The sequence below is a fragment of the Xanthomonas citri pv. mangiferaeindicae genome (assembly GCA_002240395.1).
GTDB lineage: Bacteria > Pseudomonadota > Gammaproteobacteria > Xanthomonadales > Xanthomonadaceae > Luteimonas > Luteimonas citri_A.
This window is the reverse complement of record CP016836.1, coordinates 1,800,384-1,822,448: the sequence shown is the minus strand read 5'-3', so window position 1 is coordinate 1,822,448 and position 22,065 is coordinate 1,800,384. Positions and strand designations below refer to the sequence as shown.

General features: G+C 71.0%; 22 protein-coding genes. 11 read left to right on the top strand and 11 right to left on the bottom strand.

What is annotated here, in order from left to right; all coding sequences use genetic code 11:
* Positions 1-9: 9 nt before the first annotated feature.
* The 6 genes from BEN78_07880 to BEN78_07855 all read right to left on the bottom strand — a co-directional run bounded on the left by BEN78_07880 (position 10) and on the right by BEN78_07855 (position 3,702).
* Complete coding sequence (locus BEN78_07880; GenBank protein ASR45013.1) at positions 10-609, bottom strand: fatty acyl CoA synthetase; 600 nt, start codon at positions 607-609, stop codon at positions 10-12.
* 34 nt (positions 610-643) lie between these two features.
* Complete coding sequence (locus BEN78_07875) at positions 644-1,624, bottom strand: acyltransferase (protein ASR43301.1); 981 nt, start codon at positions 1,622-1,624, stop codon at positions 644-646.
* Complete coding sequence (locus BEN78_07870) at positions 1,621-1,929, bottom strand: hypothetical protein (GenBank protein ID ASR45012.1); 309 nt, start codon at positions 1,927-1,929, stop codon at positions 1,621-1,623. Before BEN78_07870 ends, BEN78_07875 begins: the two co-directional genes overlap by 4 nt.
* 4 nt (positions 1,930-1,933) lie before the next feature.
* Positions 1,934-2,644: an acyltransferase gene (locus BEN78_07865; GenBank protein ASR45011.1), complete on the bottom strand. Its 711-nt coding sequence runs from the start codon at positions 2,642-2,644 to the stop codon at positions 1,934-1,936.
* Between the two features lie 108 nt (positions 2,645-2,752).
* Complete coding sequence (locus BEN78_07860) at positions 2,753-3,418, bottom strand: hypothetical protein (GenBank protein ID ASR45010.1); 666 nt, start codon at positions 3,416-3,418, stop codon at positions 2,753-2,755.
* Positions 3,419-3,432: 14 nt separating this feature from the next.
* Complete coding sequence (locus tag BEN78_07855) at positions 3,433-3,702, bottom strand: acyl carrier protein (GenBank protein ASR45009.1); 270 nt, start codon at positions 3,700-3,702, stop codon at positions 3,433-3,435.
* Between the two features lie 145 nt (positions 3,703-3,847).
* Here BEN78_07855 and BEN78_07850 point away from each other — a divergent pair, with 145 nt between their 5' ends.
* The 3 genes from BEN78_07850 (at position 3,848) to BEN78_07840 (ending at position 7,318) form a co-directional block, all read left to right on the top strand.
* Entirely contained in the window at positions 3,848-5,215 is a 1,368-nt protein-coding gene (locus tag BEN78_07850; protein ASR43300.1) for a hydroxylase, read from the top strand.
* The gene (locus BEN78_07845; GenBank protein ASR43299.1) at positions 5,212-6,243 is read left to right on the top strand and encodes a pteridine-dependent deoxygenase; all 1,032 of its coding nucleotides are present in this window, start codon (positions 5,212-5,214) and stop codon (positions 6,241-6,243) included. The genes BEN78_07850 and BEN78_07845 overlap by 4 nt, the downstream gene beginning before the upstream one ends.
* A gap of 85 nt (positions 6,244-6,328) precedes the next feature.
* Positions 6,329-7,318 (top strand): delta-aminolevulinic acid dehydratase, encoded by a 990-nt coding sequence (locus tag BEN78_07840; protein ID ASR43298.1) that lies wholly within the window; start codon positions 6,329-6,331, stop codon positions 7,316-7,318.
* Positions 7,319-7,721: 403 nt separating this feature from the next.
* Here the strand turns inward: BEN78_07840 and BEN78_07835 are convergent, their stop codons facing one another.
* Positions 7,722-10,187, bottom strand: a complete 2,466-nt coding sequence (locus BEN78_07835; protein ID ASR43297.1) for a hypothetical protein — start codon at positions 10,185-10,187, stop codon at positions 7,722-7,724.
* Between the two features lie 270 nt (positions 10,188-10,457).
* Between BEN78_07835 and BEN78_07830 the strand changes: the two genes are divergently transcribed.
* Genes BEN78_07830 through BEN78_07820 form a run of 3 tightly spaced genes read left to right on the top strand, consistent with a single transcriptional unit; the run spans position 10,458 to position 11,916 of the window.
* Positions 10,458-11,303 carry a shikimate dehydrogenase gene (locus tag BEN78_07830; GenBank protein ID ASR43296.1) on the top strand — a complete coding sequence of 282 codons (846 nt, stop codon included), beginning with the start codon at positions 10,458-10,460 and terminating at the stop codon, positions 11,301-11,303.
* Positions 11,304-11,314: 11 nt separating this feature from the next.
* A complete protein-coding gene (locus BEN78_07825) occupies positions 11,315-11,650 on the top strand; it encodes a hypothetical protein (GenBank protein ID ASR43295.1) in 336 nt (111 codons plus the stop codon).
* A complete protein-coding gene (locus BEN78_07820; GenBank protein ID ASR43294.1) occupies positions 11,650-11,916 on the top strand; it encodes a hypothetical protein in 267 nt (88 codons plus the stop codon). The genes BEN78_07825 and BEN78_07820 overlap by 1 nt, the downstream gene beginning before the upstream one ends.
* Positions 11,917-11,920: 4 nt before the next feature.
* Here BEN78_07820 and BEN78_07815 read toward each other — a convergent pair whose 3' ends face one another.
* Positions 11,921-13,552: a Na+/H+ antiporter gene (locus BEN78_07815; GenBank protein ID ASR43293.1), complete on the bottom strand. Its 1,632-nt coding sequence runs from the start codon at positions 13,550-13,552 to the stop codon at positions 11,921-11,923.
* A gap of 370 nt (positions 13,553-13,922) precedes the next feature.
* Between BEN78_07815 and BEN78_07810 the strand changes: the two genes are divergently transcribed.
* From BEN78_07810 to BEN78_07795, 4 genes are all read left to right on the top strand, one after another.
* Positions 13,923-15,947, top strand: coding sequence for an oligopeptidase A (locus tag BEN78_07810; protein ASR43292.1), 2,025 nt, complete (start codon positions 13,923-13,925; stop codon positions 15,945-15,947).
* 97 nt (positions 15,948-16,044) lie between these two features.
* Positions 16,045-16,785, top strand: coding sequence for a hypothetical protein (locus BEN78_07805; GenBank protein ASR45008.1), 741 nt, complete (start codon positions 16,045-16,047; stop codon positions 16,783-16,785).
* 80 nt (positions 16,786-16,865) lie between these two features.
* On the top strand, positions 16,866-17,243 hold the full coding sequence (locus BEN78_07800) for a hypothetical protein (GenBank protein ASR43291.1): 378 nt from the start codon (positions 16,866-16,868) through the stop codon (positions 17,241-17,243).
* A gap of 93 nt (positions 17,244-17,336) precedes the next feature.
* Positions 17,337-17,786 carry a hypothetical protein gene (locus tag BEN78_07795; GenBank protein ID ASR43290.1) on the top strand — a complete coding sequence of 150 codons (450 nt, stop codon included), beginning with the start codon at positions 17,337-17,339 and terminating at the stop codon, positions 17,784-17,786.
* Between the two features lie 105 nt (positions 17,787-17,891).
* On the opposite strand, the gene BEN78_07790 is transcribed toward BEN78_07795, so the two are convergent.
* Positions 17,892-18,320 carry a hypothetical protein gene (locus BEN78_07790; GenBank protein ASR43289.1) on the bottom strand — a complete coding sequence of 143 codons (429 nt, stop codon included), beginning with the start codon at positions 18,318-18,320 and terminating at the stop codon, positions 17,892-17,894.
* A 121-nt stretch (positions 18,321-18,441) separates the two neighbouring features.
* Positions 18,442-19,782, bottom strand: coding sequence for a GntR family transcriptional regulator (locus tag BEN78_07785; protein ID ASR43288.1), 1,341 nt, complete (start codon positions 19,780-19,782; stop codon positions 18,442-18,444).
* Between the two features lie 156 nt (positions 19,783-19,938).
* On the opposite strand from BEN78_07785, the gene BEN78_07780 reads away from it, so the two are divergent.
* Complete coding sequence (locus tag BEN78_07780; protein ASR43287.1) at positions 19,939-20,424, top strand: thioesterase; 486 nt, start codon at positions 19,939-19,941, stop codon at positions 20,422-20,424.
* A gap of 34 nt (positions 20,425-20,458) precedes the next feature.
* On the opposite strand, the gene BEN78_07775 is transcribed toward BEN78_07780, so the two are convergent.
* Positions 20,459-21,889 carry a uracil-DNA glycosylase gene (locus BEN78_07775; protein ID ASR43286.1) on the bottom strand — a complete coding sequence of 477 codons (1,431 nt, stop codon included), beginning with the start codon at positions 21,887-21,889 and terminating at the stop codon, positions 20,459-20,461.
* Positions 21,890-22,065: the final 176 nt, after the last annotated feature.

The window sequence follows — 22,065 nt, the reverse complement described above, 5'->3', positions numbered from 1 at the left end:
GCCCCCTGCTCAACGCGGCACGTCGTGGCACAGCCGCCGCGCGGCCTCGGGCGAATCGACCGCCGCGGCATCGCCCGCGGCTCCGCCCAGCAGCGTCGGCTGGGGATCGCCTTGCTTGGGCTGGGTCTCGATGCAGCGCAGCTCGGCATCGCGGCCACGCAGCACGATCGCGGTCAGCCGGCTGGCGGCGCGCGGATCGCGCGGCGTCAGTCGCAAGGTCCAGTCGGCAGGCACGCCATCGGCCTGAAGCGCGTACAGCGCCTCGAGCGCTTTGCGGTCGCCGGCGAGCAGTGCGCCGAAGCTGTCCTGCAGCGCCGCCAGCTCGGGCACGCGCGCCAGCGAGAACGTGCGCGGCGCGCGCCCTTCGCGCGCGATCGTCGCCTCGCCGGCGCGGATCGTCGTGGTTTCGGCGTAGGGGCTACGGACCTCACGTACCAGCGTGCCGGCATCGGGGCGGCGGTACTCGCCGACCAGAGCGAGCGGCCGTTTGAGCATCGAGGACGTGCGCAATTCGACGAACGGCGTCGCGCTCGGCCCGGACTGGGTCAGCCGCTGCAGGATCCAGTCGGCATCGACGCTGCGCGGTGCGACGGCGGCCGGCGCCGGCACGCGATCGCGCGATTGACCGGCGCGCAGCGGGGCGTCAGCGGTCTGCGCCGCGCTCCAGGTCGGAGCCAGGCACAGCATCGTCAGCAGCAGGCAACACGCCCGCCACCGAAGCGCGAGCGTCGCGTTTCCAGAAGTCATAGAAATTGAACCAGTTGTAGGGAGCGCTGCGCGCATGATGCTCCAGACGCGCGGCGTAACGGCAGATGAGTGCGGCCACGCCGCGCATGCGTTCGCGCCGCGGCAGATCGACGCCTTCGCTGAAGGGCTCGAACACCAGGTCGTAGCGGTTGCCGCCGCGGTACAGGCCGAAGGCCAGCATCACCGGCACTTTCAGCACCGAGGCGAGCAGCCAGGGCGCGATCGGAAATGGCGCCGGCGCACCGAAGAACGGCACCTCGAGCGTCGCACCGCCCTCCTGGCTGCGATCGACCAGCAGCGCGACCATCGCGCCTTGGGTCAGCGCGTCCTGGATCGCCAGCGCGACCGTGGGACCATCGGCGCCGGCATCGATCACAGTGGCGGCGACCTCCGGATTGAGCGCCTCGAGCAGTTCGGTCACCGCACGGCCATGCGCGCGGTCGAGCACGACGCGGATCGGCGTGTCGGGACGTTGGCGCGCGAGCACGCGCAGCACCTCGAAGCTGCCCAGGTGCGAGCCGAACAGCAGCACGCCGCGTCCGGCTTCGAGATGCCGGTGCAGCGTCGGCAAGCCCTCTGTGCGCACGTCGAACCGGCGCGTGGACTCGCTGAGCAGATAGATCCGGTCCAGGATCGTCGCGGCGAAGGTATGGATATGGCGCGCGACCTCGCCCAGCGTCGCGGGACGGCCGAACACCCGCGAGAGGTAGGCCCGCGAGTCGCGTCGCTCCGCGCCCCGACGCAGCAGGAAGTACAGCGTGATCGGATACAGGAGCGCGCGCGCCGGCGTGCGCCCACAGCATCTGCCGATGTTCCGGATCAGCGACAGCGCGAACCGCCCGCCGCCTTCGCGGCGGTGCTTCCACTCGCTGCTCATGCCGATGCCGGGCTCGCCGTGGCGATCTCGCCCGACGCCAGCAGCGTGCCGTCGCGCTCGACCCGGAACCGCCAGCGCGGCACCCCACCGGCGATCGGCTCGAGTCCGATCGTCGCGGTCTGCTCGGGCAGCAACGGCTGCACGAACTTCACCTGCGGCAGGCGCAGCGCGCCCAGCGGGCCATGCCGCGCTTCGATCGCCGCGACCACGCGGTCGAGGATCACCACGCCCGGCACCACCGGCCGGCCGGGGAAATGGCCGGGCAGGCAGGGATGCGTTGCCTCGACGACGAGCGCGTCAGCCAGCACCTCAGCGCTCCAGCATCGTGGCAACCGCGGCCTGGGCTTGCTGCGCCACCGCCTGGCGGCCGGCGGCGCCGGTGCGGCCGGCGACCGGGATCGGCTGCCCGACCACGGCGCGCATCGGCCCGCGGCGCACACGGAAGAACCCCTGCACCGGCAGCACCGCGCCAGTGCCATGCAGCGCGATCGGCAGCACGTCGACGCCGGCATCGATCGCCGCCTGGAACGAGCCGGACTTGAATTCGCCGAGCCGGCCATCACGCGAGCGTGTGCCCTCCGGAAACAGGCACAGCGTATGGCCCGCCCCCAGCACCTGGGCGACCTGACGTCGCAACTGCGGGCCGGCGCGGCGGTCGTCGCGGCTGATGAACAGCATGCCGGTCGCGCGGGCGTAGAGATTGAGGAACGGGACCCGCCGCATTTCCTCCTTGAGCAGGAAGCGCAGCGGCACCGGCACGGCCATGAACAATACGCAGATGTCGAGCAGCGACTCGTGGTTGGCGACCACCAGATACGGCCGCGACCAGTCGACCGCATCGGCGCCTTCGACCGTCAACCCGCCAGCCGGCCCGATCAGACCCGGCGCCCAGCGCGTGCGCGCCATGTCCAGCGCCAGCCCGCTGCGTCCGGTGACCGCCTGCACACACAGGGCCACGCTGATCCAGCCCGCCGTCCAGAGCAGGGTGAACAGGAACTGCAGCGCATTCAACGCGAGCATCGGCAGGGCGGTGAAGGTCGCCGCTCCGGTCTCGGCGCGGGTCTGTCGGTATTCCATTGAGGCGCTAGGATACGGGGATCGCGCCCGGACTGCGCGTGCCCACCGGGTTCAGCGCAGCAGGTCGCGCCAGAACACCGGCCCCAGCCCCACGAGCTTGCGCAGAAAATCCGCGAAACTGTGGTAGCGGCCGGGGAAGCGCCGCTTGCGGACCATGAACTCGAGCGCAAAGAAGCCGCCGATGACCCCATAGTTGAGCAGATTGGCGAACCAGGACCACTGCTCGGGGGTGATCGTCCAGGGTGAGGCGATCCCCAGGCGCTCGAGCAACCCGCCGGGGCTCGCCACGAGCGCCAATCCCAGGTTGGCCGCAGCCATCACCACCAGCACCGCCGCCCACGCCGCGGTCAGGCCGCGGGTGTAGCGTCGCAGGTCGGGTGCGATGTCCTGCGGATCGCCGCCTTCGATCCCGGCCACGATCCGGGTGATCAGCGGCTCGACGCCGGGGCGCAGGGTGCGCGCGAAGATCCAGGCGATCGCCAGCACGAACACCACCGGCACCAGCAGCAGCGGCAACGCGGCCTGGCCCGACTCGTACAGTGCGAACGCACCCCAGCCAGCCAGCGGCAGCGCCACGAACGCCCACAGCCGGCGGTGCAGCAGCGGCTCGACCAGCAGCATCGCGATCAACAGGCCCAGCGCGGCGAGCGCGCAGCCATCGTGCTGCCACAGGCTGGCCAGGTGAGCCAGGACCGCGTAGCCCAGGGCCAGCAGCAGTTGCAGCAGGGCGATCAAGTGGTGCGGTGCTGCTCGACGTGCGCCGACAGCGCCCGCAGCGAGGCGAAGATCTTGCGGTTCTCGTCATTGTCCGAGCGCAGCTGGAAGCCGTAGCGCTTGCTCACTGCCAGCGCCAGCTCCAGCGCGTCGATCGAGTCCAGGCCCAGCCCGGCATTGAACAGCGGCGCCTCGGGATCGATGTCGCCGGGCTGGACATCCTCCAGGTTCAGGCTTTCGACCAGCAACTGCGCGAGCGCGTGCTCGGCCTCGGTTTGTGCGGACATGCGGTGTTCCATCGGTGGGCAGGTCGCCACGATCCGGCATCGGGCCTGGCCGCGCAAGCGCCCGGTGCCGCCCCCCCTGCCGACAGCGGTCCACCGGCCTTCCGCTATGATGCGCGCCTGCTCTGGCCGACCGCTGTTTCCCTGGATGACCCCCGCCCCGACCGTTGCCACCGATGCTCCCGCTCTGCAGGCCGACGTGGTGATCATCGGCGGCGGGCCGGCCGGCAGCACCGCGGCGGCCTTGCTCGCGCGTGCTGGTCACCAAGTGGTCGTGCTGGAGAAGGACGCCCATCCCCGGTTCCACATCGGTGAGTCGCTGTTGCCGATGAACATGCCGATCCTCGAAGAACTGGGTGTGCTCGACCAGGTCCGCGCGATCGGCGTGCACAAGGCCGGCGCCGACTTTCCGCTGCCCGGCGAGGCCAAGAGCCATGTATTCCGCTTCACCCGCACGCTCACGCCCGGCCCCGATGCCGCCGTGCACGTGCGCCGTGACCAGTTCGACCAGGTGCTGTTCGAGCACGCGCGCGCCTGTGGCGCGGACATGCACGAGTGCACGCGCGTGGTGCACGTGGCATTCGGCGCGGACGGCCGGCCCGAACGCGTGGATGCAATCAAAGCCGATGGCAGCACGCTGGCGCTGCGGCCGCGCTACCTGATCGACGCCAGCGGCCGCGATACCGTGGTGGCGGCGCAGCGCCGGCTCAAGCGCAAGAATCCGACGCACCAGTCGGCGGCGCTGTTCAGCCATTTCCGCGGCGTGGCCCGCCAGCCCGGCATCGATGCCGGCAACATCACGATCGCGCGCTTCGAGCATGGCTGGTTCTGGCTCATCCCGCTGCCCGACGATGTGATGAGCGTAGGCGCGGTGTGCTTGCCCGAGTACTTGCGCCAGCGCAGCGCCGACGGCGGCCGCATCGACAACGAGACGCTGCTGATGCGCACGCTGGAAGCCAACCCGGCCGTGCGCGCGCGCATGCACGGCGCCGAGCGCATCGCCCCGGTCCACGCCACCGGCAACTACTCGTATGCCGCCACGCGTATGGCCGGGCCGGGCTGGATCCTGATCGGCGATGCCTACGCGTTCGTCGACCCGATCTTTTCGTCGGGCGTGTTTTTGGCCATGGACAGCGCCCGGCAGGCCGCGGCACTGGTCGATGCGTCGCTGCGCGCGCCGGCACGCGAGGCCAGGCTGCAGCGCGCGATGCAGGCCCGGCTCGACCGTGGCCTGCGACACTTCACGTGGTTCATCTATCGCTTCAACACGCCGGTCATGCAGCGGCTGTTCTCGGCGCCCCGCAACGATCTGCAACTGGAGCAGGCGGTGATCTCGATGCTGGCCGGAGACGTTTTCGACAATGCGGCGGTGCGCTGGCGCCTGTACGTATTCCGCATGATCTATGCGCTCAATGCGATCGCGATCGCACCTCGGGCACTGCGCGGCTGGCGCACGCGACGCCGCCAGGCCCGCGTCACCTTCCGCGGCGACACGCTGCACGGCGGTAACCCGTGAGCCGCCCTGCCCCGGTGACGCCGCATCCGCTGCCGCGGCTGCGCGTGGAGTACGTGCACGGGCAGGACCCGGCGCAACTGCTCGCCCAGCCCGACGTACTCGCGGCATTTGGATTCGGCGACGACGCGCCCAGGATCGACGATCCGCGCTGGCTGCGCGTGCCGTTGCAGCCGCATGGCGCTGCGCCGATCGAGGTCTGGCACGCGCATGCGCCAGTGCACAGCGGCCGCGACGGCGAGATCGCCTGGTCGAGCGACGGCGCGTTGCTGTTCGGCGCGATCGAGGTCGACGAGCCTGCCGGCCACACCGGCGAGGGCGATCACAGCGGCATCGCACTGGCGGCCGAGCATGCCTACCGGCAACTCACGCGCTTCGTCGAAGCCGGCGACCACCCGCATCTTCTGCGGATCTGGAACTACCTCGATGCGATCACGCTGGGCGACGGGGACACCGAGCGCTATCGCCAGTTCTGCGTCGGCCGCGCCCGCGGCCTGGGCGATTTCGACACCTCGCACCTGCCGGCCGCGACCGCGATCGGCCGCTGCGACGCGGCGCGCACGATCCAGATCTACTGGCTGGCCGCGCGCCTGCCTGGCACGCCGGTGGAGAATCCGCGCCAGGTCAGCGCCTACCGCTATCCGCGCCAATACGGGCCGCAGGCGCCCAGCTTCGCCCGCGCGATGCTGCCGCCCGAGGGCAGCCCGATGCCGTTGATGCTCTCGGGCACGGCCAGCGTGGTCGGGCACGCCTCGCTGCACGAGGGCGAACTGCTGGCCCAGCTCGATGAGACCTTCACCAATTTCGACGCGCTGATCGCCTCGGCGCGCGCGCGTCGGCCCAGTCTGCCGGACGCCTTCGGTGCAGGATCGCGGCTGAAGGTCTATGTGCGCGATGCCGAGGACCTGCCGATCGTGGCCGACGCCCTCGATGCCCGCTTCGGCGATGACGTGCCGCGGGTCCTGCTGCACGCGGCGATCTGCCGGCGCGAGCTGGCGGTGGAGATCGACGGCGTCCACGACCTCGGCTGAGCGGGCCTCGCCGTCGCGCGTCCACACCGCGCCCTGCGACCCGGCGTCGCAGGGTACAGCGCCAGTGGCGGCGTAGAATCGCCGGATGATCAGACTCGATACCCGCATGCGGCGGATGCGCCGCGACGATTTCTCGCGCCGATTGATGCGCGAATCCACGCTCACCGCCGACGACCTGATCTACCCGGTCTTCGTGCACGAAGCCAACGGGCGCGCCGCGGTGCCGTCGATGCCCGGTGTCGAGCGCCTGTCGATCGATGAACTGCTGCGCGTGGCCGAAGTCGCGAGCGAACTGCGCGTGCCCGCGCTGGCGCTGTTCCCGGTTACCGCGCCGGAGGCCAAGTCGCTCGACGCCGCCGCTGCCTGGGACGATGCAGGCCTGTGCCAGCGCGCGGTGCGTGCGCTCAAGGCACGCTTTCCGGAGCTGGGCGTGATCACCGACGTCGCGCTCGACCCCTACACCACCCACGGCCAGGACGGGATCATCGACGAGGCCGGTTACGTGCTCAACGACGTGACCGTCGAGGCACTGGTGCGCCAGGCGCTGTCGCATGCGCACGCCGGCGCCGACATCGTCGCGCCCAGCGACATGATGGACGGACGCATTGGTGCGATCCGTGCCGCGTTCGAAGCCGACGCGCATGTGCATGTGCGCATCCTCGCCTACGCCGCCAAGTACGCGAGCGCGTTCTACGGCCCGTTCCGCGATGCGGTCGGCTCGGCCGGCGCGCTGGGCAAGGCCGACAAGGCGACCTACCAGATGGACCCGGGCAACTCGGACGAAGCGATGCGCGAGATCGCGCAGGACCTCGACGAGGGCGCGGACATGATCATGGTCAAGCCCGGCATGCCGTACCTGGACATCGTGCGCCGCGCCAAGACCGAGTTCGCCGTGCCGGTGTTCGCCTATCAGGTCAGCGGCGAGTACGCGATGCTCAAGGCGGCAGCCGCCAACGGCTGGCTCGACGAGCGCAAGTGCGCGCTCGAATCATTGCTGGGTTTCAAGCGCGCGGGCGCCGACGGCGTGCTGACGTACTTCGCCCTCGACGCCGCCCGCTGGCTGCGCGAGGGCTGAGCCGCCGCGCCGGTCTCCCCACGGACGGCGAATCGCGCGCGGTTCCGCCCTCGGCCCTTCCGCACGCGGGCGAGGTGAACTGCGCGCTGCGCCGCTTCGCACCTTCCCCCGCGATGCGGGGCATTGCGCCCTTCACGGGTGGAAGGCTGGGATGGGGGCGCTGTCCCGTGGCAGGCCCGTGCCCCCACCCGACACGCGTTGCGTGTCGACCTCCCCCGCAATGCGGGGGAGGTGAACTGCACGCTGTGCTGCTTCGCACCTTCCACCATTACGGGGCACTGCGCCTTTCACGGGTGAAAGGCTGGGATGGGGGCGCTTTCCGGCGCGAGTTCCGTGCCCCCATCCGACCCGCTGGGCGCGTCGACCTCCCCCGCAGTGCGGGGGAGGTGCCAAACGCGTGGCTTCAGTTGGCCTGGCGGGCCACCGCAACCGGAAGCGTCAGCGCGGTGCGCTGCGGACCCAGCGCGCCGCCGACCGGCTCGAGCGTGACCTCACCGAAGCGCCAGCTGCCGTCGGCCGGCAGGCTGCGCGCATCGACCGTGATGCGCAGGCTGACGCTGGCACCGGCCGGCACCCGCAGCTGCGACGGCACGGCCGTCGCCGTGACGCCGGCAACGCGCACCCGCCAGGTCGAGGCCTGGGCATGCGGATTGCGGAAGGTGCGCACGAAGCTGCAGCTGGTCTGGCAGTTGCGGTTGGCCAGGCCCGGCTGGTTGAGATTGGCGACATCGCCGCCCTGCGCCGGGTTGGCCGCCAGGTAGCGCGCGCCGGTCTCATGCATCAACAGCCCGGCCTCGGCCGCGCGGTCGACGCGGATGCGGCCGCTGCCGCGATCGAACGGCGTGCCGGGCGTGACCTGGTCCTCGGTGTACACCAGGGTCTTGGCGGTCAGCGCCAGCGCCGACTTGATCTCGGGCACCGACCAGTCCTGCCGCGCCTGGCGCAGCAGCGCGGCGGCACCGGCATGGTGCGGCGAGGCCATCGACGTGCCGTTCATCAGGCCCAACGCGTTCTCGTAGCCGGTGATGGTCTCGCCGGCCACCGTGGCCAGGATCGACACGCCGGGCGCGACCACGTCGGGCTTGAGCAGGTTGAAGGTCCCGGCCGGTCCGCGCGAGCTGAAGTCGCCGAGCGCGTCGGGCACATTGGGGGTGGGCAGCGGCGGGTAGCCGATGCCGGCGGTCGCGTTGGGCCGCGTTGCAGCGAAATCGCGCAACGCATTGCCCTCGGCCTGGGTCACCGAGAACACCGGCACGGTCGCACCGGGCACGGACGGGATCAGACCGCCCGCCGCGTTGTTGGCGATCAGCACCGCGACCGCACCGGCTGCGGCTGCGTTCGCGGCCTTGTCGGAGAACGCGCAGCTGCCGCGGCGCACGACCGCGATCGCGTTCTGGAACGTGCCTGCAGCATAGGCGCTGCAGCCGTCCGTGCCCCCGTCGATCCCGGCGCTGATCCGTAGGCGCGTGGTGCCGGGAATGCTGGCGGTGTGCGGCGTGCCGCCGGTGCCTTCGGTCAGCAGGATCAGCGACAGCGGCTCGGGCACCGGCGCCGGACCCGTGACCTGCAATGCGGACGCGAAGCCGCCGCGGCCGTGCTGCGCCGCGCCGGTCGAGGCGACCCAGGGCTCGAGGTGGCCCATGCTGTTGGCGGCCGGACCGCTGTTGCCGGCCGAGGCCGCGACGTAGATGCCGGCCTCGGTGGCCGACAGGAACGCCAGCGAGACCGCTTCGCTCCATGGCTGGCCACCACCGCCGATCGAGTAGTTGATGACGTCGACGATGCCGTCGGCGAGCGCCTGCTCGACCGCGGCCACCGCCGAGACATTCGGGCACAGGCCCAGGCCGTCCGACAGTCGGGTGTAGCAGATGTCGAACGCAACGATGTTCGCGCGTGGCGCCACCCCGGAGATCGCACGCGAGTTGCCGCTGAAGACCACGTTGCGGCGGTTGCCGGCGACGGTGGAGGCCACATGGCTGCCGTGGCTGTTGGTGTCGCCGAAGCCGGGCTCCTCGCGGATGCCCTCGCGGCCGCAGGTCAGCCCCGGCGCCTCGCAGACGAAGTCGTAGCCGCCGATCAGCTTGTCGTTGCAGCGGCCGGCATCGATGCCGCCGGGCGCGCAGGTGCCCAGATACGTGCCGCTACTGAGCGGATTGATGTGGACGTAGCCGTCGACCGGGTCGACCGCCGAGAACGAGGGCGAGCCGAAGTTGATGCCCGAATCGAGGATGCCGACCACCACGCCCTCGCCCTGCAGCGCGCCCAGGCCGCCGATCGCCCCGTTCCACAAGGCCGGTGCGCCGATCAGACCGGGCCCGGTGTCGGTGTCGAGTGCGTACTCGCGATAGGGCTCGACGAAGCGCACGTCGCTGCGCGCGGCGACCTTCGCCGCCTCGGCGGGCGCCAACTCGACGACGAGGCCGTTGATCGCATGCTGCATCCGGCGCTCGACCCGTAGCGAGCGGCCCAGATCCAGCGCGATGTCGCTTTCGACTTCGCGCTGCCGCCGCTGCAGATAGCCGACGTAGCTGCGCGCCGGGGCACTGCGCACGTCCAAGCGCTGGCCCTCGCGGCGCTTGGCCGGCGCTGCCAGCCCCGCGACGCCGCCGGTGTAGCCGGCCAGGGCCGGATCGTCTAGGACCACGATGTAGCGCCCCGGGCCTTGTGCGGCCGGTGCGGGCGATCCGCCGCGTGGCGTGGCGGCAGAGGCGACCGGGGCCGTGCCCAGCAGCGCGCCTACGCCCTGACGGGCCGATTGCAGCGCCTGCCGGGCCGCGGGTTCGGCGCCGGGAATGACGGTACTTGCGGCGGCGACGGCAACGACGCCGAGCAGGACCGAAGCCCCGCCAAGTATGTGGATACGTGACATGCGAAAACTCCCCTTTTCAGATGACGGTGATTCACCGGTGACATGCCCGACGCGCACGGCATGGCTGCCGTCCCCGCCCGACCCTCTCGATGCCGCCGCGCCCCCTGGCTCGCTGCGTCCCCCTGCTTGCGCTTCCGTGTATACCGCGTCCTGGCCGTGGCCGCATCCTGCACTGCGGCTGATTCGTCCCGGCGCGCGCCTGCCAAGGCCGATGGCATGCCCTAGACTCGTCACGCGCCGGACCGGCGCGCCGCCTGCCCGAGTCGCCCGATGCCCAGCCCCCGCTACGCCGTGTTTGGCCATCCCATCGCCCATTCGCTGTCGCCGCAGATCCATGCCGCGTTCGGGCAGCAGACCGGCATCGCGATCGATTACACCGCGATCGATGCCGCGCCCTCGGCCTTCGCCGAGGCGGTGACGGCCTTCGCGACATCGGGCGGCGCCGGCGCCAACGTCACGCTGCCGCTGAAAGAGGCGGCGTTCGCATTGGCCGACACCCATTCCGAACGCGCGCAGCGCGTGGGCGCGGTCAATACGCTGGTGCGCCGCGGCACGAGCTGGCATGGCGACAACACCGACGGTGCTGGCCTGGTCCGCGACCTGACCGATCGCCACGGCCTCGACCTGCGCGGGCGGCGGACGTTGCTGATCGGCGCCGGCGGCTCGGCGCGCGGTGTCGCCGGCGCGCTGCTGGAGGCCGGTGTCGACGGCCTGACGATCGTCAACCGCACGCCCGAGCGCGCCGACGCGCTGGCCGATGCGCTCGGCGAGCCAGGCCGGGTGCATCCGCGTTACCTCGAACGCGTCGGCGAGTCGGGCGAGTTCGATCTGATCGTCAATGCCACCTCTGCCGGACGCAACGGCAGCTTCCCGGCGCTGCCGCGCGCGCTGGTGGGCATGCGCACCGCCGCGGTCGACCTCAACTACGGCGAGGCGTCGGTGCCGTTCCTGGCCTGGGCGCGCGCCCACGGCGTGCGCGATGCGATCGACGGCCTGGGCATGCTGGTCGAGCAGGCGGCCGAGAGCTTCGCGCTCTGGCACGGCGTGCGCCCGGAGACCGATCCGGTGTTCGCGCTGCTGCAGGCGCGCAACGTCGCGCTGGTCAGCGCGGACTAAGGGCCGCGACGATGGATGCCCATGCCGTGTTGGCGGCAGTGCTCACGCAAGTGCCGGCCCGCCTGCCGCTGCTGATCGCGCTCGGTGTCGCGCTCACGCTCGTGCTGCAGAAACGCGCGGACGATCCGCTGGCCGTGCGGCTGGCGGCCTGGGGGTTCGGCGTCATGCTGACCGGCCAGTTGCTCGCGGCGGTGACCTACCCGCTGCTGCAGGCCTATGCGGTCAGTATTGCGCTATCGGCCGCGGCGACGGGCCTGTTCTTCGGCGTGATCGGCATCAGCCTATCGATGATCGAGGCGACGGGCCTGATCCTGCTGGCACTGGCGGTCGTGCGCCGGCGCCGCTGATGCTGCGCGCGATGGACTGTCGTCCGGCCTGCGCGGCGTGCTGTATCGCGCCGTCGATCACCTCGCCGATTCCCGGCATGCCCGACGGCAAGCCGGCCGGCGTGGCGTGCGTGCAGCTCGACGAAGCGCTGCGCTGCCGGCTGTTCGGCCGCCCCGAGCGGCCCGCGTTCTGCGGCTCGCTGCGCCCGGCGCAGGACATGTGCGGGACATCGCGGAGCGTCGCCTTCGCCCTGCTCGAGCAGATGGAACAGGCGACGGCGCCGTAAGCGGTCAGCGGTAGCGCGCCTCGAGCAGGTCGAGGTCGCGAACCAGCCGACGGGCGATCTCGTCGGAGATCCGGCGATGGCGGGCAAGGCCATAGATACATTCGCGCTCGGCCGCAACGGCCGCGATACGCAGCGCGCGCTCGGCATCGTCGGCGCGGCGCAGTTCCTCGGCGTCGATGCCGCCGCCTGCCTCGCGGCGCAGCCGGTCCTGGTACAGCGCCATGACCCGCACCGCGGCGCTGGCGTAGAGGTCGGGATCGGATTTGGCGCCCGGCAACGCATGCTGCGCGCGCTCCACGGCCGCCACCGCGGCGACCGCGCCCTCGTGCCGGGCCAGGTCCATCTCGCGGTCGCCCTCGCCCTCGACCGGCGCGGTGAGCCCGCGCAGCAGCCGCGGCAAGACCAGGCTGCCGAGCAGCAGGGAGATCAGGATCACCGCCGCCGCCAGGAAGATCGCCAGATCGCGCGCCGGGAACGGCGAGCCGTCGTACAGCGCCAGCGGCAGCGTCAGCACGCCCGCCAGCGTGATCGCCCCGCGCACGCCGGCCAGCGACATCGCCGCCACCAGCCGCCATTCGGGCAGCCGCCGCCGCGCACCGCTGCGCGACAGCGCGATGCGCAACGTCACCCACACCCAGGCGAAGCGCAGCGCGAACAGGCCGGCGTAGATCGCCAGCACGTAGACCACCAGCCACCACGGCGTGACGTGGCCGGCCTCGCGCACTGTACTCACCGCGCGGTCGACGATCCACGGCAACTGCTCGCCCAGCAGCACGAAGATGATGCCGTTGAGCGAGAACTGCACCGTGTCCCAGACGGCGGCGCGCTGCACCCGAGTCGTGGCCAGGGCGCGGCCGCTGAGCTCGACATAGCTCATCGTGATGCCGGCCGCGACCGCGGCAAGGATGCCCGAGGCGCCGATCTGCTCGGCCAGCAAGTAGGCGCCGAACGGCGTCAGCAGGCTGATCAGGATCGGCGTGCCCGCCTCCTCGCCGAACACGCGTGAGACCAGCGCATGCCCGCGATTGATCGCGATGGTCAGCGCCGCGCCGACCGCGACCCCGGCCAGGGCCACCCACAGGAAGGTCAGCGAGGCCGACAGCAGCGAGAAGCCGCCGGTCAGCGCCGCGGCCACCGCGAAGCGGAAGCACACCAGGCCCGAGGCGTCGTTGAGCAGCGACTCGCCCTCCAGGATGTGCATGACGCGCGACGGAATCGGCGCACGCGCGGCGATCGACGACACCGCCACGGGGTCGGTCGGCGACAGGATAGCGGCCAGCGCGAACGCCACCGCCAGCGGCATCGCCGGGATCATCCAGTGGATCAGCAGGCCGGCGCCGAGCACGGTGAACACCACCAGCCCCAGCGCCAGCTGCAGGATCACGCCGCGGTCGCGGAACAGGCCGCTCTTGGGAATCCGCCAGCCGTCGAGGAACAGCAGCGGCGGCAGGAACAGCACGAAGAACAGGTGCGGATCGAGCGTGACGCCCCGCCCGAACACTCCCGCGATCGTCGCACCCAATGCGATCTGCACCACCGGCAACGGCAGCGGCAGCCAGCGCTGCAGCACGCGAGTCAGGTAACCGCTGACGACGACGGCCAGCAGCATCACCAGGACGACTTCGATCGAATGCATGGGGCGGTCAGCGGCACGCGGCGTGGGAGTCCTCCACGATAACGCTGTCCGTCCATCGCGGGGAGCGCATCGCGTGCGTGCCTTTGTCTCGATATAGCCCGCGTGCATGCACAGGCTGCGGGCAACCTGGCAGCTGGTCCGTTCAAGAACGCGCCTACCTCCGAAGCGTTGAGGCGCGACTTCGGTGCGCCCCGGACCGCCGGCCGGACGCCACGCACTTTCGCTCAAGAAAAACCGGGGTCAGAGTGCAATTTCGCGTCGCGAAATTGCACTCTGACCCCGGTTCCTGCCGAGGAGCGAAGCCGTCGACGACATCGCGCAACGTCGCGAGCCCCTAGAATCGGATGCCCCCACGCCGCTGTGCCCGACGATGACCAATCCGCTGCTCGACTTCTCCGGCCTGCCCCATTTCGACGCCATCGCACCGGCGCACGTGCAGCCAGCCATCGATGCGCTCGTCGCCGAGGCCGAGGCGGCGCTGGCCGTCGCCGGTCGGACCCAGCCGGTGGGCTGGGAGCAAGTCGTCGTCCCGCTCGAAGATGCGACCGAGCGGCTGGGACGCGCCTGGAACCAGGTCTCGCATCTGAACGCCGTGGTCAACACCCCCGAACTGCGCGCCGCCTACAACGCCGCGCTGCCGAAGGTGACCGCCTTCTTCAATGCCCTTGCCCAGGACGAGGCGCTGTACGCCCAGTACCGGCGTCTGTCCGACGAGGCCGATGCGCTCGGCCTCGATCCGCTGCGCCGGCGGGTGATCGCCCATGCGCTGCGCGACTTCCGCCTCGGCGGTGCCGCGCTCGACGCCGAGGGCAAGGCGCGGCTGTCGAAGGTTCGCCAAGAACTCGCCGCGCTGTCGGCGCAGTTCTCCGAGCACGTGCTCGATGCGACCGATGCGTTCTCGCTGCATATCGACGATGCCGCGCGGCTGGCCGGACTGCCCGACGATGTCGTTGCCGCAGCGCGCGCGACCGCCGAGAAAGCCGGCCAGTCCGGTTGGACGCTCACGCTGCAGATGCCCTGCTATCTGCCGGTGCAGACCTACGCCGAGGATCGCGCGCTGCGCGAGACGCTGTACCGCGCCTACGGCCTGCGCGCGTCCGAGGCCGGGCCCGCCGAGCGCGACAACGGCCCGTTGATCGCCCGGATCCTGACGCTGCGCGCCGAGCAGGCCGCGTTGCTGGGCTTTGAGGACTACGCCAGCCTATCGCTGGCGACCAAGATGGCGACCTCGCCGGACGACGTGCTCGGCTTTCTGCGCGACCTCGCGGCACGTGCCCGCCCGCATGCCGAGCACGACCGCGACGCGCTCGAGACGTTCGCGCGCGACACGCTGGGCCTGGACGCGCTGCAGCCCTGGGACGTCGCCTTCGCCGCCGAGCGCCTGCGCCAGGCGCGCTACGACTACTCGGCGCAGACGGTCAAACAGTACTTCACCCAAGACCGCGTGCTCGCCGGCCTGTTCGATCTGATCCACGCGCTCTACGGCCTGCGCGTCGAGCCCGACCGCGCGCCGGTCTGGCACCCGGACGTACGCTTCTACCGACTGGTCGACGGCGACGGCAAGCTGGTCGGGCAGTTCTATCTCGACCTGTACGCGCGCGAAGGCAAGCGCGGCGGCGCGTGGATGGACGACTGCCGCAACCGCCGCGCGAGTGGCGATCGCGTGCAGACCCCGCTGGTGTACCTGGTATGCAACTTCGGCCGCGGCGCCGACGGGCGCCCGGCGACGTTCACCCACAGCGAGGTGACCACGCTGTTCCACGAGATGGGTCACGGCCTGCACCAGTTGCTGACCGCGGTCGGCGAACTGCCGATCGCCGGCATCAACGGCGTGGAATGGGACGCGGTGGAACTGCCGAGCCAGTTCATGGAGAACTTCTGCTGGGAATGGCCGCGCGTCGAAGCGATGACCGCGCACGTGGAGACAGGCACGCCGCTGCCGCGTGATCTGTTCGACCGCATGCTGGCCGCGCGCAATTTCCACAGCGGCCTGCAGACGCTGCGCCAGATCGAGTTCGCCCTGTTCGACATGCAGTTGCATGCCGGCTTCGATCCTGCCCAGGACGACGCGCTGGCCCTGCTCGAGCGCGTGCGCGACGAGGTCGCGGTGCTGCGCACGCCGGCCTGGCACCGGTTCCCGCACCAGTTCGCGCACATCTTCGCCGGCGGTTACGCGGCCGGCTACTACAGCTACAAATGGGCCGAGGTGCTCAGCGCCGATGCCTATGCTGCGTTCGAGGACGCCCCGGACCGCCTGGCGCAGACCGGCGCGCGGTTCCGCGACGAGATCCTGACGCGCGGCGGCAGCCGCGATGCGGCCGAGAACTTCCGCGCGTTCCGCGGCCGCGATCCCGACATCGCCGCGCTGCTGCGACAGAGCGGCATGGCTGCCTGAACCCCCCGCCCGATCGGCCGCATCGTCCCTGGCCTGCACCGCGCAGCCGTCACGCGGCCGTGCGACCATGCCCGCGGTCGACTTCTGGATCGCGTCCATGCGCCTGCTCGTCCTGCTGTGTTCGCTTGCCATGCCCATCGTCGGCTGGCTGTCGCAGACCGGTGCGTTCGGGCCGGACCAGGCCACGGTGTCGGGCCGCTACCCGACACTGCTGGTCGCGGCGGGCTACGCGTTCTCGGTCTGGGGCCTGATCTTCGTCCTCGACATCGCCTACGCCACCTGGCAGGCAACCGGCGCGCGCCGTCACGATGCGTTGCTCGCGCGCATCGCCCCGGTCGCCGCCCTGGGGTTCGCGCTGACCACGATCTGGATGCCGTTGTTCTCGGCAGGCCTCTTCATCGCCTGCGTGGCGGTGATCGTCGGCGCACTGGCCTGCCTGGCCTGGTGCGCAGTGCGGCTGTCGGACGGCAGCGCCGCGCACGGCCGGCGTATCGCCTGGCTGGCGCTGTCGCTGCACGCGGGTTGGTTGTCGCTGGCCGCGTTCCTCAACGTCGCCCAGACGATCGTCGCCTACCAGTGGCTGTCGACCTCGCGCATGCTCGGCTGGAGCCTGGCGCTGTGGGCGATCGCGGCAGCACTGTTGCTGGCGCTCAATGCGCGCATGCGCGGTAACGCAGCCTACGCGGCGGTCGCGCTGTGGGGGCTGTTCGCAGTGTGGATCAAGCAGACCGACTGGCCACTGGCCGGGGCGACGACCTCGGCCTGGGTGGCGCTGGGCATCGCGACGCTGCTGGTCGTGCAGACGGTCGTGCTGCAGTTGCGCCAGCGCGCCGCGTAGCTCGCTGCGATGCGACCGCGTTCATGTTCCGCATGGCATCGACGCGGCATCGTAGATGCCCTCGTCCACAGGAGCACGCCATGTCCCACCGCCGCCTGCTGCCTGCCGCGCTGATCGCGCTCGCGCTGCCCGACGCTGCCTTCGCACAGGTCAGTACCAGCGCGCTGGAGCCAGTCGCCGACCCACCGGCGGTGTCGTCGCAGACCGGCCGCCAGACCGGGGTGGTGACCTACGAAGGCGCCGATGGCCAGCAGGTGATCATCCGCTCCTACGAGCCGCGTCCGGCGACGACAAGCCCCTATCGGATCGATTTCGCCGCGCTCGACGTCAACGGCGACGGCTACATCAGCCGCGCCGAGGCGCGCGCCCATCCCACGCTCTTGGCGGAGTTCGACGCGGTGGACAGCAATCGCGATGGCCGCCTCAGTCGCGAGGAACTCGCCGGCTGGCTGCGCTAGCCTAGGCGGCCCGGCCGCCGTGGCCGAGACAGGAGGCCAGGCGTGACCCATCCCGATCCGACTCCCCGGGCCGAGCCCGCATCGCGCACGCCCATGGTGATCGGCGCGGTGTTCGTGCTGCTCGGCGGCATCTTCATCGGCGCATTGGGCACGACGGTCATGCTGCGCACGAGCATCGGTTCGGCCGGCGATCTCAAGGCACGCGAGGCGATCCGCCTGCAGGGCCTGCTCGTGGCCGACGACGGGCGGATGGATCCGGCGCAGACCGCCGAGCGGGCGACCGCGGCCTTCGCGCACAGTTTCGTGGTCAGCGCCGCGGCGCTTGATGCGGTCGCCTCGCTCGACGATCGTCAACGCATGCTCGACATCGCGCGCTGGCTGGTCGACACCGGGGCGCTGGCCGACCGACGCGATGCCGTCTCGCGCTGGGCCCAGGCCGCGGCGCAGTGTCTGGTCGCAACCCCCGACCAACCGCGCACTGCCGCCAACTGCGTTCGCGACGCAATGCCCGACGACGTGCCGCGTCCCGATCGCGGCAACTGATCCACAAGCCCGCGGTGTCGTTGCGGCCATTCGCACGCGACGCCCCGATACGACAACGCCCGGCTTGCGCCGGGCGTTGGTCGCACATGCAACGTTGCGCGGCGATCAGTCGCGCGACTGGCTGATGACGCGTCCGTCCTGCGGGTCGAGCTTGAGGTCGACGCGCTGCCCTTCGCGAGTATCGGCCTCGGCCTCCCACAGGCCGTCATCGAACTTCACGTCCTCGATTTTGGTGAAGCCGGCGGCGGTGAGCTTGGCGCGGATATCGGCCTCACCCAGCGTCGTTGCGCCGGCATTGTCCGGATACACGCGACCGGTCGCCGGATCCAGACGGACATCGATCTTGCGCCCATTGGCATCCTTGGCGTCGGCCTTCCACAAGCCATCCTTGAACTCGAGATCAGTCACGTCGGTATAGCCGCCGTCGGTCAGCGCGGTGCGGACCTGGGCGCTGGTCATCGCGTCCTGCGCAACGGCGGCACCGGCGGTCAGAGACAGCGCGAGCGCCAGGCCACGGATCAGGGTGGTCTTCATCGAAAAGGCTCCTGGGGAAAGGGTCGGCCGAGTTTTCGGCGGCCTGCGCGAAGCAGCGGTGAATGGCGGTCGTCGACACCGCGCGCGGTTCATCGATGTGACGTCGAACGCGGCCAGCGGCTCACACCGGGAGCCGCTCAAGCGTATCGCGCACGCGCCGCAGTACCGCTTCCAGGGCCTCCAGCGGCACCGAGCCCAAGCCCAGCCGCAGCGCATGCGGCCGCCGCCGACCGGTCGCGTAGGCCTCGCCCTTGGACACCGCGATGCCGCGCTCGGCCAGCGCTTGCGCGGCACGGTCCATGCGCAGGTCCTCAGGCAGGCGCAGCCACAGGAACGGGGATGCGGGATGCGCGCGCAGGTCGAGGCCGGCGAACACGTCGGCCGCAATCGCCTGGCGCTGGCGCGCGTCATGGCGCAATGCGGCCTCCTGCTGCGCGACCGTGCCGTCGGCGATCCAGCGCGTCGCCATCGCCGTCACCAGGCTCGGCAAGCTCCAGTGGCTGGCCCGGATCACCGCCTTGACCCGCACCACGTCGTCCGCAGGCACGACGACATAACCGAAGCGCAGGCCGCTGGCCAGGCTCTTGGACAGGCTGGCGATGTGGAACGTGCGCTCGGGTGCCAACGTCGCCAGCGCGACCGGTGCCGGGTCGGCCAGCCACGCATAGGCTGCGTCTTCGATCAGCACGCAGTCGTGGCGTCGTGCGATTGCCACCAGCCGCTGCCGCTGCTCGGTGTCGAGTACCCAGCCCAATGGGTTGTGCAGCGTCGGCATCGCGTAGATCGCCCGGATCGGGCGGCTGCGGCACAGCCGCTCCAGGGCGTCGAGATCGGGACCGTCGGCGCACGTAGGCACCGGCGCGAGATCCAGCGCCTGCAGCTCGGCGAGCATGCGAAAGCCCGGGTAGCTCAAGGCGTCGACCGCAACCGCATCGTGCGGCCGCAGCATCGCCCGCACCACCACATCCAGACCATGCTGCGCGCCGTTGACCAGCACGATCCGCTCCGCATCGGCGTCGATGCCGCGCGAGGCGGCCAGCAGCTCGGCTACGATCCGGCGCTCGTGGCGCCGCCCGCCGGGCGGTTGCTGGTGCATCAGCGCCGCCAGGTCGCCGGAAGTCGCCAACTCGCGCAGCATGCCGCGCAGCAGCGCCGCCTGGCCGGGCCAAGTCGGATGGTTGAACGACAGGTCGACCGCGCTCGCGCTACGCCGGGCCTCATCGCCGCTGTCCCACTCGCGTTGCGGCGGGCGCTCACGCACGAACGTGCCGCGCCCGGTCTCGCCGACGACCAGGCCCATCGATCGCAACTGCGCATAGGCCTTGCTGGCCGAGGCGACGGCGATCCCGTGCCGGGCGGCCAGTTGGCGGTGGGTGGGCAGGGCCGTGCCCGGCGCCAGCCGGCCGCTTTGGATCTGCGCGGCGAGGCGCTCGACGATGACCGCGACCGGGGAAGTGGCCATGCACGTGTCCCTAGGACAATTTCTTGATTGCTCCAATCTACGCGATCACGCTTCCGGGCGAAACGCGGACGCTGCCCGGCGCAACGGTCTCACCTGCGGGCTTGGTGACGCCGCGCCGACACGCCATCCACGCCTCAAATCCCAAGAGGAGCGCTTATGTCCAATGCCTCACCGCGTCTGCCGATCCTCGACCACCTGCAGCGCCTGATCGACGGCCGACCTGTCGACTCTGCCGCCATCCATCTGCGCTACCCCACCGCGATCTCGCAGTTGCTGGGCTTCCGGCTCGTCGCGGTGAGCGAGGCGATGGCCGCCATCGAGCTGGAGGCCGACCCCGACCGCCACGGCAACCAGCAGGGCACCGTGCACGGCGGCCTGTTGTGCGAACTGGCCGACGCGACCATCGGCACGGCGCATTCGACGCTGATGCAGCCGGGCGAAAGCTTCACCAGCATCGACCTCGACGCGACGTTCGTGCGCCCGGTCTGGCGCGCGCGCCTGCGCGCGCATGCCTGGGCCGAACATCGCGGCCGCACGATCGCGCACTACCGCTGCGACATCCAGCGCGAGGACGGCAAGGTCGTCGCGCGCATGGCCAGCAAGGTCATGACGCTGCGCGGCGAGCACGCCCAGGGCCGCTGAGGCGACCGGCCTCGCATAGACCTCACTTCTATCGTCAGGCAGCCGTCAGCAGACGCAGATCGTCGACGAATCCGGCATAGGCCTGGGCCTGCGCGGCGGGATCGCCCTGACGCAGCACCCACGACGGATGTACGGTGGCGAAGGCGCGCACGCCGTCGTCGCGCGTGCGCCACAGCCCGCGCTCCTCGGTCAGTCGCACGCCCGGCCCGAACACCGCGCGCGCGGCGGTCGCGCCCAGACAGACGATGCGCTCGGGTTTCAGCTGCGCGATCTCGGCGCGCAGCCAACCATTGCAGGCCTCGATATGGGCGACATCGGGGCGGCGATGCAGCCGCCGCTTGCCGCGTGGCTCGAAGCGGAAATGCTTGACTGCATTGGTCAGATACAGCGAACCGCGGTCGATGCCGAGCTCATCGAGCGCGCGCGAGAACAGCCGGCCCGCGGGCCCGACGAACGGCCGGCCCGACAGGTCCTCCTCGTCACCCGGCTGTTCGCCGACGATCATCGTGCGGGCATCGCCCGGCCCTTCGCCGAACACGGTCTGTGTCGCCGGTTGCCACAGCGGGCACCGCCGGCAATCGCGTGCAGCCTCGCGCAGTGCGTCTAAGCTGTCGGGTGCCAGGGCCGGCGCCGCGGGCGCGACCGGGATGCGTCGACGCGGCGCCTGATGTTCGCGCTCGGCCATCTCGCGCACGCGCACGCCCGCCTCGCGCACCAGCGCCGGCAGCAGCGCCGTCTCGGGCAGGTGCTTCCAGTACTTCTGCGGCATCTCGGCGCGCATCATCGTGGTGTTGAGCCGGGCCGGGTTGAAGATATTGGCGTAGTAGGTGCGCCACAAATCCTCGCGCGCGTCCTCGGCCGGCGCATCGGCGCGCGTGCCGCCCGCTGCGAAGGCCAACGTCTGGCCGTCCCACAACGCGCTGCGGTACGGGGTCACGATCGCCCAGCGCATGCCGGCGAAGCGGCGCGCGAAGAACGGCGCGACCCGATCGACGATCCAGTGATCGGGCTCGAACCAGGCGACGTATTCCTCGTCGGCGCCGGGCACGGCGCGGAAGCGCACGAAGGCCTTCATCTTGTGGGTATCGCGGCGCACCGCCTGGGCCATTGTGCGTGCGCGATGCACGTCGGGGTCGGCCGCGCGCAGCAGCAGTGCGCGCTCGCCCTGCGCGATGCGCCAGAGCATGCGGTACAGCAGGCCATGGCGGTCGTCGGCACGATGGCAGATCACGGCGTCGGCGAGGGCCAGAAACGCGGACGGCACGCGCGGCGCACTGCGCTGCGCAGGCAACGCGGCGAGGTCCAGGCCGCCCAGCAGCGAGCCCTGCGCGCCGCCGCTCCAGTCGAGCTGCTCGGGCGGCAGGCCCGCGCACAGCGCAGCACGCGCCGCACTGCGCCAGGCGCCGGCATCCCAGGGCGGATCGACCGTCGCGGTCACCCGCGCGTGGGCGGAGCTCGACGTCATCGACGTCGCAATCCCGGGTTTGCACGGTGTTGCGCTGGTCTTCTTGCGCTATCGGCGGACACGGACTGCGCTTGTCTCCTTCCCCCGCTGGCGGGGGAAGGTTGGGATGGGGACGAGTCCACAGCGTAATGCGATCGGATCGTTGGCCCCCACCCAACCCTCCCCCGTAAACGGGG

Bases quoted from the DNA above. Each gene is read 5' to 3' on its own strand.
- BEN78_07850 (ASR43300.1), top strand. From the start codon at position 3,848: ATGACCCCCGCCCCGACCGTTGCCACCGATGCTCCCGCTCTGCAGGCC.
- BEN78_07855 (ASR45009.1), bottom strand. From the start codon at position 3,702: ATGTCCGCACAAACCGAGGCCGAGCACGCGCTCGCGCAGTTGCTGGTC.
- BEN78_07835 (ASR43297.1), bottom strand. From the start codon at position 10,187: ATGTCACGTATCCACATACTTGGCGGGGCTTCGGTCCTGCTCGGCGTC.
- BEN78_07815 (ASR43293.1), bottom strand. From the start codon at position 13,552: ATGCATTCGATCGAAGTCGTCCTGGTGATGCTGCTGGCCGTCGTCGTC.
- BEN78_07810 (ASR43292.1), top strand. From the start codon at position 13,923: ATGACCAATCCGCTGCTCGACTTCTCCGGCCTGCCCCATTTCGACGCC.
- BEN78_07875 (ASR43301.1), bottom strand. From the start codon at position 1,624: ATGAGCAGCGAGTGGAAGCACCGCCGCGAAGGCGGCGGGCGGTTCGCG.
- BEN78_07825 (ASR43295.1), top strand. From the start codon at position 11,315: ATGGATGCCCATGCCGTGTTGGCGGCAGTGCTCACGCAAGTGCCGGCC.
- BEN78_07865 (ASR45011.1), bottom strand. From the start codon at position 2,644: ATGCTCGCGTTGAATGCGCTGCAGTTCCTGTTCACCCTGCTCTGGACG.
- BEN78_07775 (ASR43286.1), bottom strand. From the start codon at position 21,889: ATGACGTCGAGCTCCGCCCACGCGCGGGTGACCGCGACGGTCGATCCG.
- BEN78_07805 (ASR45008.1), top strand. From the start codon at position 16,045: ATGCGCCTGCTCGTCCTGCTGTGTTCGCTTGCCATGCCCATCGTCGGC.
- BEN78_07780 (ASR43287.1), top strand. From the start codon at position 19,939: ATGTCCAATGCCTCACCGCGTCTGCCGATCCTCGACCACCTGCAGCGC.
- BEN78_07800 (ASR43291.1), top strand. From the start codon at position 16,866: ATGTCCCACCGCCGCCTGCTGCCTGCCGCGCTGATCGCGCTCGCGCTG.
- BEN78_07820 (ASR43294.1), top strand. From the start codon at position 11,650: ATGCTGCGCGCGATGGACTGTCGTCCGGCCTGCGCGGCGTGCTGTATC.
- BEN78_07795 (ASR43290.1), top strand. From the start codon at position 17,337: ATGGTGATCGGCGCGGTGTTCGTGCTGCTCGGCGGCATCTTCATCGGC.
- BEN78_07785 (ASR43288.1), bottom strand. From the start codon at position 19,782: ATGGCCACTTCCCCGGTCGCGGTCATCGTCGAGCGCCTCGCCGCGCAG.
- BEN78_07830 (ASR43296.1), top strand. From the start codon at position 10,458: ATGCCCAGCCCCCGCTACGCCGTGTTTGGCCATCCCATCGCCCATTCG.
- BEN78_07790 (ASR43289.1), bottom strand. From the start codon at position 18,320: ATGAAGACCACCCTGATCCGTGGCCTGGCGCTCGCGCTGTCTCTGACC.
- BEN78_07840 (ASR43298.1), top strand. From the start codon at position 6,329: ATGATCAGACTCGATACCCGCATGCGGCGGATGCGCCGCGACGATTTC.